The organism is Streptomyces sp. NPDC047014, assembly GCF_040644195.1.
Classification (GTDB): domain Bacteria; phylum Actinomycetota; class Actinomycetes; order Streptomycetales; family Streptomycetaceae; genus Streptomyces.
Genome location: NZ_JBEYVX010000001.1, coordinates 139,356 through 152,641, shown reverse-complemented (window position 1 = coordinate 152,641; position 13,286 = coordinate 139,356). Strand labels below are relative to the sequence as shown.

Annotated in this window: 6 protein-coding genes; all 6 read right to left on the bottom strand. The window is 73.2% G+C overall.

Features of this window, described 5'->3' with window-relative positions:
• Positions 1-5: 5 nt before the first annotated feature.
• Positions 6-4,586: an SDR family oxidoreductase gene (locus ABZ873_RS00585; RefSeq protein WP_360863418.1), complete on the bottom strand. Its 4,581-nt coding sequence runs from the start codon at positions 4,584-4,586 to the stop codon at positions 6-8.
• On the bottom strand, positions 4,579-7,797 hold the full coding sequence (locus tag ABZ873_RS00580) for an amino acid adenylation domain-containing protein (RefSeq protein ID WP_360863416.1): 3,219 nt from the start codon (positions 7,795-7,797) through the stop codon (positions 4,579-4,581). Before ABZ873_RS00580 ends, ABZ873_RS00585 begins: the two co-directional genes overlap by 8 nt.
• Positions 7,798-7,879: 82 nt before the next feature.
• Positions 7,880-9,043, bottom strand: a complete 1,164-nt coding sequence (locus ABZ873_RS00575; RefSeq protein ID WP_360863415.1) for an acyl-CoA dehydrogenase family protein — start codon at positions 9,041-9,043, stop codon at positions 7,880-7,882.
• 46 nt (positions 9,044-9,089) lie between these two features.
• On the bottom strand, positions 9,090-10,058 hold the full coding sequence (locus ABZ873_RS00570) for an alpha/beta fold hydrolase (RefSeq protein WP_360863413.1): 969 nt from the start codon (positions 10,056-10,058) through the stop codon (positions 9,090-9,092).
• Positions 10,055-11,476 carry an AMP-binding protein gene (locus ABZ873_RS00565; RefSeq protein ID WP_360863411.1) on the bottom strand — a complete coding sequence of 474 codons (1,422 nt, stop codon included), beginning with the start codon at positions 11,474-11,476 and terminating at the stop codon, positions 10,055-10,057. The genes ABZ873_RS00570 and ABZ873_RS00565 overlap by 4 nt, the downstream gene beginning before the upstream one ends.
• Before the next feature lie 3 nt (positions 11,477-11,479).
• Complete coding sequence (locus tag ABZ873_RS00560; RefSeq protein WP_360863409.1) at positions 11,480-13,237, bottom strand: non-ribosomal peptide synthetase; 1,758 nt, start codon at positions 13,235-13,237, stop codon at positions 11,480-11,482.
• Positions 13,238-13,286: the final 49 nt, after the last annotated feature.

The following is a 13,286-nucleotide window of genomic DNA, read 5'->3' as shown; positions in this document are numbered from 1 at the left end:
CCGCGTCACCGGCCGTCGGCCGCGCGGAGGTCGTCGACGAGCCCGCCCAGGGCGCGGACGGTGGGGCCTTCGTAGACGACCGTCAGCGGAACGGGCAGGGAGAGTTCCTGGCGCAGCCGGTGCACGACCTGCAGGCCGAGGAGGGAACTGCCGCCGAGCTCGAAGAAGTTGTCGTGGACACCGACGCTCTGGACCCCCAGCAGCTCCTGCCAGATCACGGCGACCTGCCGTTCCGTCTCGCTGTCGGGCGCCACGTAGGGATTGCGGAGGTTGGGCCGCTCGTGCTGCTGCCGCGGCATGGCTGCCTCCGCGGCGGGCGCGACCCACTGTTCACGACGCCGGACCGGGTCGGAGGTGGAGACCACGACCTGCGCCTGCGGGACCGCTGCCAGCAGGGCGTCCGTCACCCGGCGTCCCTCGTCGGGGTCCAGGGCCAGGGCCTGGACCGCCGAACCGATGCCGGCCTCGTCCCTCGGGGCGGCGGTGAACCGCCATGCCTCCCAGTTGACGCTGGACCACGGCTGTCCGGCGCCGTGGTGGCGCTGCGCGAAGGCGTCGAGCACGGCGTTGGCGGCCGCGTACGCGGCGAACCCGAGGCCGCCGAGGAGGGAGGCGATCGAGGAGCAGAGGAGGGCGAAGTCCAGTTCCTGGTCCGCCAGTACCTCGTCGAGGACGTACGTGCCGTACAGCTTCGGGTCGAAGTGCCAGGCGCTCTCGCGTTCGCCGAGGTCGGCCACCACACGGTGGGCCTCGGCGCCGGTCGTGCCGGCGCAGTGCAGCAGCCCGTCGACCCGGCCGTACGCCTGGACCACCGCCTCCTTCACCTCACGCATGCGGACGGGATCGGAGACGTCGGCGGCGCACACCATCACCTCGGAGCCCAGCTCCTCGAGCGCGCGGACGCCGCGGATCAGGTCCCGGGTGGCCTCGGAGTGGTCCGGCGCGTCCCAGGTCTCCCGCGGCGGCAGCCCGGTACGCCCGAGGAGGACCAGGCGTACCCGTTCCCGCTCGGCGAGGGCCCGGGCCATCAGCATGCCGATCTTCCCCAGTCCCCCCGTGATCAGGTAGACCCCGTCCGCCCGGACCGGGGCGGAGTCGCGGCGCGGCTGCTCCGCCGCCACGAAGGTGGGGGCCCACCAGCGCCGTCCGCGCAGCGCGAGCGTCCGCTCGCCGGCGGGGAGGGAGAGCGCCGGCAGGATCGCGTCCACGGCCGCCGGAGCGGTCTGCCCGCCCGCGAGGTCGAGATGGACGCAGGTGAGCGACGGGTACTCCTGCGGGAGGACCCGGACGATGCCCTGGACGGCGGCCTTCGGCGGGCTGAGCGCCTCGTCCCCGGTCACGGAGCAGACCTCGCTGGAGACGACGTCCCACCGCTGCGGCACGCTCAGCCCGGACTCGGTGGCCTGGGCCCAGCGCAGCAGCGAGTGGAACCCCCGGTCGAGGAGGGCCCGTACGTCCTGCGGGCCGGTGCCGTGGTCCGCGTCGTTCCCCACGCTCCAGCAGTGGAGCACCCGGTCCGGCGGCGAACCCTCCTCCCGCAGGGCCTCGGCCAGCCGGGTGTAGTGCTCCGGGCTGCCGGGGTCGAGCACGTAGACGCCCTCGCCCTTGCGGCTCCATTCACTGCCGGCCCGTACGGTGCGCACCGTCGCACCGAGACCCTCGAGCCGGTCCGCCAGTTCGCCGCCGACTCCTGTCTCGTCCGCGAAGACGAGCCAGCTGTGCGCGGCCAGCCCGGCCGCGTGGGCCGGGGGCAACGGTGCCGTCTGCTGCCAGGACGGGGCGTAGAACCACTGTGCCGGATCCGTGTGGCGGCGGGCTTCGGCGGGGACGTGGGGCGCTGCCGTGCCGCGCTCCACCCAGTAGCGGCGCCGCTCGAACGGGTAGGTGGGCAGCGGGGTGCGTCGCGCGCCCCGCACGGGCGGGAACGGCTGCGTACGCCCCGCCAGCCACAGCCTGGCCGCGGCGCGGAGCATGGTGGCGCGGTCGCTCTGCCGGTCGAAGACCCCGGGCAGCGAGTGCACCACGACCCGGTCGGCGACCGCGGCGGCCGCCGGGTGCTGCACGATCCCGGGCACCATGCTCTGGCCGGGTCCGACCTCCACCACGATGACCTCGGGAACGGTCCACAGGGTGCCGATGCCGTCCGCGAACCGTACCGGCCGCCGCATGTGCTCGGCCCAGTACTCCGGGCTGGTGGCCTCCTCCGGGGTGATCCACGTGCCGGAGATGTTGGAGACGAAGGGCGTGGCCGGCGGGTTCAGCCGGACGGTCCGCACCAGCTCCGTGTACGGCGCGACCACCGGGTCCATCATCGGCGAGTGGAAGGCGAAGCCGGTGGTGAGGCGCCGGGAGGCGATGCCCTCCGCCAGGAGGGCGCGGCCGGCCGCCTCGATCCCTTCGACGGTTCCGGAGAGCACGCAGGTCTGCGGTCCGTTCACGGCAGCCAGGCAGACGTCCTCGCTCGTCCAGCGGTCGGCCTCGGCCTCCGAGAGCGGTACGGCGAGCATCGCGCCCTCGCCCTGGCCCTCGATGAGCCTCGCGCGCTCCACCACCAGGCGCAGCGCGTCCGGCAGTGAGAAGACGCCGGCCAGGCAGGCGGCCACGTACTCGCCGAGGCTGTGCCCGATCATGGCCTCCGGCTCGATGCCCCAGGAGCGCCAGAGCCTGGCCAGGGAGTACTCGAGGGCGAAGACCGCGGCGTAGCCGAGGCGGGGGCTGTCGAGGGGGTGCTCGGCGCGCTGCGGCTGGAGCAGCATGCTCCGCAGGTCCATGCCTCCCGCGCCGCCGCGCCCGCCGCCCCCGGAGTCGGGGTCCGCGGTGAGCATGACGGGGCGGATGTCCAGGCCGAGCAGGGGCAGCAGGAGTTCCGCGCACTCGTCCAGCGCCTCCCGGAACACCTCCTCCTGCTCGTAGAGACCGGCGCCCATGCCGGGGTACTGGGCACCGAACCCGGTGAAGACGAAGGCGACGGGCCTGCTGGAGGACTGCGGGCCGGACGCGGTGAGGAGCCTGCCGTCGTCCGGCGCGCCGAGGATGTCCCGTGCGTCGTCGACACTCCCGCACAGCAGTGCCCGCCGGTACGGGAACTCCCTGCGGCCCTGCTGGAGGGTGAAGGCGACGTCCTCCAGCGGTACGCCGGGGTGGGCGCGCAGATGGTCGAGGAGCTCGCCGGTGGCCGTGTCGAGGGCCTCGGGCGACTTGGCCGAAAGGACCAGCAGCTGTTCCGTGTCCGGGCCGGGCCGGTTGTTCCGGGGGATCTCGGGGGGCTGCTCGACGATCAGATGGGCGTTGGTGCCGCCGAGGCCGAACGAGCTGACCGCGGCGCGGCGCGGCCCGTTGTCCTGGGGCCAGGGCAGGAGCTCGGTGTTGACGTAGAAGGGCCCGGATTCCAGGCCGAGCCGCGGGTTGGGCCGCTCGAAGTGCAGGGTCGGCGGGATCTCGCCCCGTTCCACGACCAGGGCGGTCTTGATCAGCCCGGCCACTCCGGCGGCGGAGTCGAGGTGTCCGATGTTGGTCTTGACGGAGCCGAGGGCGGTCCGTGCTCGCGGGACGCCGGTGTACGCCGAGTTGAGTGCCGACACCTCGATCGGGTCGCCGAGGAGGGTGGCGGTCCCGTGCGCCTCGACGTAGCGGATGCTCTCCGGGTCCACGTCGGCGTTGGCGAGCGCCGTGGCGATGACGTCGGCCTGGGAGGCGGCGCTCGGGGCGCTGAATCCCGCTCGCGCGGCGCCGTCGTTGTTGACGGCGCTGCCCCTGATCACCGCGTGGATGTGGTCGTTGTCGTCGACCGCGTCCTGCAGGCGCTTGAGCACCACCATGCCGACGCCGTCACCTCCGACGGTGCCCTGGGCCCGGGCGTCGAAGGTGCGGCAGTATCCGTCCGGCGAGTAGATCCCGTCCTCGCGGTAGACGTATCCGTCGCGCCGCATGACGTCGACGGCCACGCCTCCGGCGAGGGCGGTGTCGCACTGGTAGGCGAGCAGGGCCTGGCAAGCCTGGACGACGGCGACCAGGGATGTGGAACAGGCCGACTGCACATTGATGCTGGGGCCGCGCAGGTCCAGCTTGTAGGAGACCCTGCTGCTCAGGAAGTCCGAGCGGTTCCCGATGACCAGCTGGTTCCCGCCCATGACCTCGACCGCGTCCGGGTGGGAGGCGATGTTGAAGAGGAGGTACGTGTTGTTCCCCGCGCCGGCGTAGACGCCGGTCAGGCCCTCGTAACGGTCGGGGTCGTACCCCGCGCTCTCCAGGGCCGACCAGGCGCACTCCAGGAGGACGCGGTGCTGGGGGTCCATCAGTTCGGCCTCGCGGGGCGAGTAGCCGAAGAACGCCGCGTCGAACTTGTCGCTGTCCTCGAGCAGGTAGCCGACGGGGACGAAGTCCGGGTCGGCCAGCGCCTCGGCGTCCGCGCCGAGCTCGGCGAGATGCCGCTCGTCGAACCGGGTGGCGGCGCAGTGGCCTGCTTTCAGGTTGCTCCAGAACTCCTCGATCGTCCGCGCCTTGGGGAACCGGCCCGCCATCCCCACGATGGCGATGTCGAGACCGTCCTCGAACGGGCCGGGCTCATCCGGAAGCTGCTCACTCATGACGGCCTCGCTTTGCTCGCAACTGCTGCTGACGGCGCTTCATGAGCGCGTTCTGCTGGGCTCCCCTGGCTCTGGGGGGTGTGTCGGGCGCGGGGGTCCCCGCTCCGGCGGAGAGGAAGGCCGCCTGTGTCCGGACGGAGGTGTGCCGGAACAGGTCGAGGAGCTCGATGTCGCGGCCCGCGACGGCCTGGAGGCGGTGCTGGAGCTCGACCAGGAGCAGGGAGTGCCCCCCGACGTCGAAGAAGTTCTGGTCGGCTCCCACCGCGTCGGTCCGCAGCACCTCCCGCCATGCCTGCGCGACCTGGCGCTCGACCTCGCCCTGGGGCGGGAGTCCGGCCGGGCCGGCCCCTCCGGTGGCCGCCGGGACGGGCAGCGCGGAACGGTCGACCTTGCCGTGCGGGGTCAGCGGCAGGGCGTCCAGCACCACGGTCGCCTGCGGGACCATGTGCGGCGACACCCGTTCCCGTACGTGCCTTTCGAGCTCCTGGGGGGAGACCGCCCCGGGCGGGGACAGCTCCGCGTACGCGACGACGCGCCGGTCCCCCGGGGTATCCTCACGGACGACCACCACGGCTCCGCGTACGGCCTCGTGGCTGGTGAGCGCGGCCTCGATCTCCCCGAGGGCCACGCGGAAGCCGCGTATCTTGATCTGGTCGTCGCGCCGGCCCAGGAAGGCGAGGGAGCCGTCGGCCAGGCGGCGCACGATGTCACCGGTGCGGTAGAGCCGCGCCCCTTCGGGCCCGCCGAGGGTGTCCGGCACGAAGGCCGCGGAGGTCAGCTCGTCCCTGCGGTGGTAGCCGCGGGCCAGGTTCGTACCGCCGAGGATCAGCTCGCCGGCCACGCCGAAGGGCACGGGACGGCCTTCCGTGTCGACCACGTACGCCTGGGAGTTCGGCAGGGGGACACCGATCGGCGCGGTGTCCCACCGTGCGTCCAGGTGCTCGGCGACGGCCAGGGTGAGGACGCCCACGGTCGTCTCGGTCGGGCCGTAGTGGTTGAACACCCGGCAGTGCGGCAGGGAGCGCTGGAGCGCGGTCATCCACTGCCAGTCCGACGCCTCGCCCCCGATCACGAGCAGGCGGCGCGGGAGGAGGTCCGCGAAGCGGGCCGATGCCTGCAGCGCCCGCAGGTGCGAGGGGGCGATCTTCAGGCAGTCCACCGCGTGGGTCCGCATCCAGTCGGCCATCCGGGCCGCGTCCAGGGCGTGCTCGCGGGAGAGCAGATGGACCTCGCCGCCCGTGGACAGCGGCGGCATCAGGGCCGTGACGCTGGAATCCACGGTGAGGGGCTGGACCATCGCCCAGCTCAGGGGCTCGTCGATGCCCAGGCGCTCGATGACCGCCTGTGTATAGGCGACCAGTTGACGGTTCTCCACGACCACCCCCTTGGGCTTGCCGGTGGAGCCCGAGGTGTAGAGCAGGTAGGCGGCGTGCTCCGGCGCCGAGGCCGGTGTGACGCCGTCGTGTGCCGGACGGTCTTTCAGCACGGTGCGTTCCGCGTCCAGTACAACCGTCCGGTACCCCTCGGCCGTCGCCGGATCCGTGCAGATCACGACGCCGGCCCGGGCGTCGCCGAGGATCATGTCCCGGCGCTCCGCGGGGTCCCGCGGGTCCAGGGGTACGTAGGCTCCCCCGGCCTTGAGCACACCCAGCAGGGCCACGACCATCCGCCGGCCACGCTCCATGCAGATACCGACGGTGGTCTCCGGGCCGACGCCCAGCTGCCGCAGCAGGTCGGCCTGCTGGTTCGCCAGGGTGTTCAGTTCGCGGTAGGTGAGGGTGCCGTCCTGCGACCGGACCGCGACCGCGTCGGGCGTCCTGGCCGCCTGCCTCTCGAAGAGCTGGTGGAACGTCAGGTCCGGGATCTCGGACCGGATGCCGTTCAGCTCGGCGATCGTGCGTTCCTCCTCCTCGGTCAGGAGGCGGAGCGCGGAGACGGCACGACCGGGCTCCTCGGCGGCGGCGTCCAGCAGCGTCAGGTAGTGCCGTACCGCCCGCCGTGCGGTGGCGGCGTCGAAGACGTCCTCCGCGAACAGCAGGCGCCCCGTCACCCCGTCCTCGCCCTCGACGAGGTCCAGCGCGAGATCCCCGAGCACGTGCGTGACGGGGGTCTCCGGGAACCAGGTCCGGATGCCGGGCAGTTCCCCGATGGGGGGCGCCGCCCGGTAGGAGAAACCGGGCCTGGCGAGCAGTTCCGCCGCGGGCGCCGGGGTCGGCCGGGCACTCTCCTCGTCGGTCCGTACCCGGGCCACCAGCTCGCCCAGACCCAGGTCCGGGTGGACCTCGGACCGGACGGCGACCGTGGTCTCGGAGGCCGTGCCCGCGGCACCGGCCACGGGGACGGCCACGGCGAGCGCGGTCTGGCCGCTGTAGCGGTGCAGGAGGACGAGGTACCCGGCGAGCAGTACGTGGCGCAGCTCCGCACCCTGCCGCGCGGCGAGCGTGCGTAGCGCGGCGGCGGTCTCCCCGGGGATGCCGAACGCCACGCGGCCGGCGTCGAGGGTGCGCCGTGCGGGGCGGGGCCGGTCCAGGGGGAGCTCGGGGACCGGCGGCAGGCCGGCCGGACGGTCCGCCGGTCCGGCGGAAGCCGGGGCCGGGACCTGGTCCGCCGGGCGGCCGGCTGCCTCCGGCGCGGCCCCCTTCCCGGTCAGGGCCCCGTAGGCGGCCGCCGTGTCCCGCAGGACCCGCTGGAGGAGGGACTGGTCCGCGACCAGCCGGTGCGCCACGAGGAGCAGGCGGTGTTCGCCGGAGCCGGTCCGCAGGAGCAGGGCGCGGGAGAGCGGGCCGCTCTCCGGGTCGAAGGGCGCGCGGACCGCTTCGGCCGACTCCTCGCGCCTCCGGCGGCTCCGTTCTTCCTCGTCCAGGCCGCTCACGTCGCAGTACTGGACGGGCAGTTCCAGCGGGTCCGCCGAGAGGCGCACGGGCGTCCCGCCGGACACGGTGAAACGCGCGCCGGGCGACAGATGGGCGGCGGCGGCCCCGCGCAGTGCCTCCAGGAGCGCCGGCCGGTCCGTGTCTCCGGCCAGCCCGAGACCGGCGGACACGTGGGTGGCTGGGCGGCCCGGTGCCAGCATGCCGAGCAGCCAGGTCTGCTGCTGGGCCGGGGTGAGGGGTGCGGGCGGCGCAGCGGGCCCGGTCGGCTCGCCGGGCGTCCGTGGGAGTTCGGGCCCGGAGCCGGTGGACCCGGTCCGGGAATCAGGATGGGACGTCATCAGGACTGCCTTGTGGATCGTGAGGTGGACGCGCTGGCTTCGGGTGAGGGCCGTGCACCCCGGAGGCCGGGGCCGGCACGGCTCAGGAGGTGCGCGCACCCCCGGCGGCCGGGTGCTGGATCTGAGCGCTCCAGCGGCCGAGCATCGACTGGTGGAGCTGGCTCGTCCCCTCGATGATCTCCATGACCTTGGCATCCCGGAACAGCCGCCCGACGGGTGCGTCCGGCCCGATGCCCTGGGCTCCGAGGATCTGGACGGCGTCGGCCGCGACGCGGTTGGCGGTGGTCGAGGCGAAGTACTTGGCCAGGAGGGTCTGGTTCACGGCGTCGAAGGCGCCCTGCTCCTTGGCGGCCCCGGCCTCCCAGCACAGCAGCCGCGCCGCACGGGAGCCGGCCACCATGTCGGCGAGCATGCGCTGTACGAGCTGGTGGTCGATGATCGGTGTGTCGTACTGGATACGGTCCTGCGCGTGCCGGGTGGCCGCGTCGAGGCATGCCTGGGCGAGGCCGACACAGCCCCATGCCGTGCTGTACCGGCCGATGTCCAGGGCGGTGGAGGCCACGAACGCGAGCCCGGAACCGGGGTGTCCGACCATCGAGCCCGCCGGCAGACGGCAGTCGTCGAAGACGACCTCGGCCAGCGCGGAGCCCCGCAGGCCGAGCAGGCCGCGGATCGGCTCGACGGTCAGGCCGGGGGTGTCTCGCTCCACGAGGAACGCGGTGTGCCGCCCCTCGTACTGCGCGAACACCAGGTAGACGTCGGCGATCTCGGCGAAGCTGATCCACTTCTTGCGGCCTCGGACGACGTAGCCGTCCCCGTCCGCCGTCACCACCGTCTCGACGCCCTTGGCGTCACTTCCGACGTTCGGTTCGGTGAGCGCGAAGGCGGCGACGGCCTCGCCCGCGGCGATGGGCCCGAGCCACTCCTCGCGCTGCGCGGGGGTGCCCCACTTCCAGAGGGAGTGCGCCACCATGTCGGCACACGCCACGAAGTTGCGCACGTTCTGGCAGGTCCGGCCCATCTCCTCGGCCATCAGGCCGTAGCTGAGCAGGTCCAGCGAGGAGCCTCCCCACTCCTCGGGGAGGAGCGAGGATATCCAGCCCTCCCGGCCGAGGCTCTTGACGAGGGTCCGCGGCATGGCCTGCTGGGAGTCCGCGGCCTCGGCCCCGGGTGCGAGCGTGGTGTCGGCGAACTCGCGGAAGGAGGCCCACTTCTCGCGCTGTTCCGGCGTGAGCTGACTGATCATCTGAATGTCCTCGTGCTTGAGACCGGAGCCCTCGTGGGCTGTTGCGTCACCGGTGGCGGGCGGGGCGGAGGTGAGGGGCGAGCTTCTCCAGGAACTCGTCCTCGGAGTCCCGGAGGAAGAAGTGGTCCCCCGTGACTTCCTCGATGTCGACCGTTCCGTCGCCATAAGCGGCCCAGTGGGCCATCTGCTCCCTCCCGGCCTCGTGGTCGTCGGCGCCGCAGAACGCCGTGACGGGGCAGCCGAGAGGGGCGGTACGGGGCGCCCGGTAGGCGTCCAGGATCGTGTAGTCCGCCCGGATCGTCGGAAGGTAGAGCTCCATGAGCTCCTCGTTCTCCAGGAGTTCCTCCGGCGTCCCGCGCAGCTTCCGCAGCCGCTCGGTGAACTCCTCGTCGGAGAGGTCGTGCGTGCTCTCCCGCGGGGTCGCGAGATGCGGAGCGGGGCATGCCGAGACCAGCAGGCGAACGGGCGGCGGGTACCCCTGGCCCGTGACGTGCCGCACGAGCTCGTAGGCCAGGATCCCGCCGAAGCTGTGGCCGAACACGGCGTAAGGGGTTCGGCGCGCCTCGTCCATCGCACCGGCGAGGTCCTCCAGGAGGGCGGGCAGCCGTGACTGCGGGCGCTGGGACCACCGGGAGCCCCGGCCGGGAAGTTCCAGCGGTACCACTTCCACCGTGTCGGGCAGCCTGGTGCGCCAGGGTTCGTAGATCCGCGCCGATGCCCCGGCGTAGGGCAGGCAGTAGAGCGTCAGGGCCTGCGGAGCGGACACGGTGGGGGTCTCGGCCGCGGACGGGATGTCGAGGCCGACGAGACCGGCGACGGTGGGATGGTCGTGCAGCTGCCTCAGCGGCACACGGTGGCCCAGCTCCGCGGAGAGCCGGCGCTGGAGCTCCACCACCAGGATCGAATTCCCCCCGGCCTCGAAGAAGTTCTCGTCGTCGGAGGCGGGTTCGGCTTCGAGCGTGGCACGCCAGGCCCTGAGGACCGCGGCGCGGCGCTCGCTCACATCAGTCTTCATGTCGTGCGGCTTTCCAGGAAGTCGGGGCGGGCCAGGGCGTTCCGGTCGACCTTCCCCGAGGCGTTCCTCGGGAGCGACCGCACCACGTGGACCTGGCCGGGGCAGTAGGCGGCGGGGAGCCGCGTACGTGTCCACGCGCTCACCTCAGCGGCCGTCAGGTCGCCGGCGGACACCACGTAGGCGGCGATCAGGGCGCGCTCGGCCCGGTCGGGATCGCGCACGAGGGCCACGGCTTCCGTGATCTCCGCGTGCTCCTCCAGTACGGATTCCACCTCACCGAGTTCGATGCGGTGGCCGCGCAGCTTGATCTGTCCGTCGGCCCGCCCCAGGTACTGGAACGAGCCGTCCGGAGCCGGGCGGGCGCGGTCCCCGGTGCGGTAGGTGCGCCGGGGTCCCTCGGGTGTGTCCCGGACGGAGAAGCACGCGGCGGTGAGATCGGCCCGGCCGTGGTAGCCGGTCGCCAGGTGATCACCGTAGAGGACGATCTCGCCCTGATCCAGGTACCAGCTCATACCCCTCAGGGGCTGTCCCAGGGAGAGGGCGTCGGGGCTCTCGATCCGCGCGGCGGTGGCCCAGATGGTCGCTTCGGTCGGCCCGTAGAGGTTCCAGAGCTCCGTGCTCCGGCCGAGCAGCGACTCGGCGAGGGGCGCGGTGAGCGGCTCACCGCCGCACCAGACGCGGAAGCGGTGGGCGGCGGCGCTCCCGCCGCCCGCCAGGAGCAGCCGCCAGAAGCTCGGCGTCGCCTGGACCACATCGGGCCGGTGGAGGCGGATGAACGCGTCGAAGAGCTCGGGGTCGGCCCGCACCTCGCCCGGTACGACGACGAACCTGGCTCCGACGATCAGCGGCACCAGCATCTCGGCCAGCGAGATGTCGAAGGACAGGGCCGTCATCGCCAGCATGGTCTCGCCCGCCCGCAGGCCCGGTACCTCCGCGAGCGCCCGGAGACACGAGGCCAGCGCGGAAGGAGGGACGACGACGCCCTTGGGGCGCCCGCTCGAACCCGACGTGTACATCACATAGGCCGCATCGCCCGGGACGCGGTCCTCCGGGGGCTCCGCGCCCTCGCGGTCGAGGTGCTCGACCGTGAACACGCCTTCCTCCGCCGACCGGAGCACCGCGAAGGGGCGGGCGTCCTCCAGCACGAACGCGCGGTGGGCCGCCGGGCTGTCGAGGTTCAGGGGGACGAGCGCGCAGCCGACTCGGGCGCCCGCGAGCAGGGCCACCGCCCCGCTCACCGGGCTGGCGGTCTCCACCGCCAGCCAGGACCCCGCCGGCACCGTCTCGCGGAGGGCGGCGGCGAGGACGTCGACGCTCCGCACGAGGTCCCGGTAGGTGTGCACGCGCTCGCCGACGGCGGCCTGCGCTTCGGGAGTGCGCCGGGCCTGCTCGCTCACCAGATCCCATACCGTGGTCATCGCTCAGCCCTCCTTGGTCCGGAGCTGCTCGGCGACGCACTCGACGAAGTCCGAGAAGACCGACCGGGTGAACATCACCTCGAGAGCCAGGGGGATCCCGAACTCCTTGCGGGTCATGGCCAGTACCCGTGCGGCCTTGAGGGAGTGGCCGCCGATCAGGAAGAAGTCGTCGTCGGCCGCGGGAGTGCGGCCGAGCACCTCGGACCAGATCCCGGCGATCCGGTCCGCCGTGCTCGTGCCGGCCCCGGCCTCCGCGGCCGTCCGGTCCGCGGTCCCGGGCCCCAGGGCCGACGGCGCACCGGACCCCACCAGCTCCAGGAGACGGCCGCGGTCGATCTTCCCGTTGGCGTTGAGGGGGATCCCGTCGAGCCTGCGCAGTTCGACGGGGACCATGTAGCCGGGCAGGGACCGCGCCAGCTCGTCACGGACGGTCTCCGCCCCGGCCGTCCCGCAGTAGCAGCCGACCAGCTCGCTTCCGTCGTCGGTCTCCCGCGCGACGACCGCGGCCATGCCGACACCCGGGACGCCGAGGACGGCCTGTTCGACCTCGGCCGGCTCGACGCGATGGCCGCGGATGCTGACCTGCAGGTCACGACGTCCCACGAACTCCAGTTCGCCGTCCGGCGTCCAGCGGCAGAGGTCGCCGGAGGAGTACCAGCGGCTTCCGTCCGGGCGGTGGGAGAACAGCTTCCGCGTCATCGGCCCGTCGCGCAGGTAGCCGGTGGCCAGGACCTCTCCGCCGATGAGCAGTTCGCCCGTCACGGACGGTTCCTCGACGGTGCTGCCGTCGTCGGATACGAGGAGCACCTCGGCCCCGCGAATGGGACGCCCGATCACCGGCGCCCCGTGCCGCGCGGGCCGGCGGAGATCGCCGCTGGCCGTCGTCACCACAGTCGCCTCGGTCGGGCCGTAGTGGTTGAAGACCGCCGCCGGGAAGTCCGGGCGGGGGTGGACGCGCAGCGCGTCGCCGCCGGTGGTCAGGACCCTCAGCGAGCGGGGCGGCTCCGGCAGTTGGAGCAGTTGCTCCGCGAGCGGGGTGCTGAGGAAGCACTGGTCGACGGCCCAGTGGTCTAGGAACTCGGACACCTGCTGGATGTCGGCGGTCGCGACCCCTTCGGGGAGCAGCAGCGTCGCCCCGCTCGCGAGCGCCGACCACGTCTCCCACACGGTGGCGTCGAAGCCCAGGCCCGCGAAGGCGCCGACGCGGTGCTCCGGTCCCGTCCCGTAGGTCTCCCGGTGCCATGTGGTCAGGTTCGCGAGGCTCGCGTGGCCGACCTCGATCCCCTTGGGCGTCCCGGTCGAGCCCGAGGTGTAGATCACGTACGCCGCGTCCGGATCGAGCGCCTCCGGCTCCTGCGGGCCGGTGGCCGACGGTTCCACCGCGACACCCGCGGGTGCGGTCCCGCCGGGTGACAGGACGGCGAAGGGACGGGCGTCACCGAGGATCGCCATGCGGCGTGCCTCGGGCAGGGCCGGGTCCAGGGGAAGGTAGGCCGCTCCCGCCCGCCAGGCACCGAGCTGGGCGACCAGACCGCCCGCCCCGCGGGGGAACCGGGTCGCGACCAGGGCTCCGGCGCGGAAGCCCGGCAGGGCGGACAGCCGCCCGGCCACCCCCCCGGCGGCCTCCCACAGCTGCCGGTACGTCAGCCGCGCCGTCACGGCACGCGGGCCGGCGACCATGACGGCCAAGTGGTCGGGAGCGAGCTCCGCTCTCTGCTGCAGCCACTGCGGCACGGTGGCCGGGGCGGATTTCGCGATCACAGTCTCTCCTGTTCGACGGCTTGCGGGGGCGTTCGTCCTGGTCCGGTAC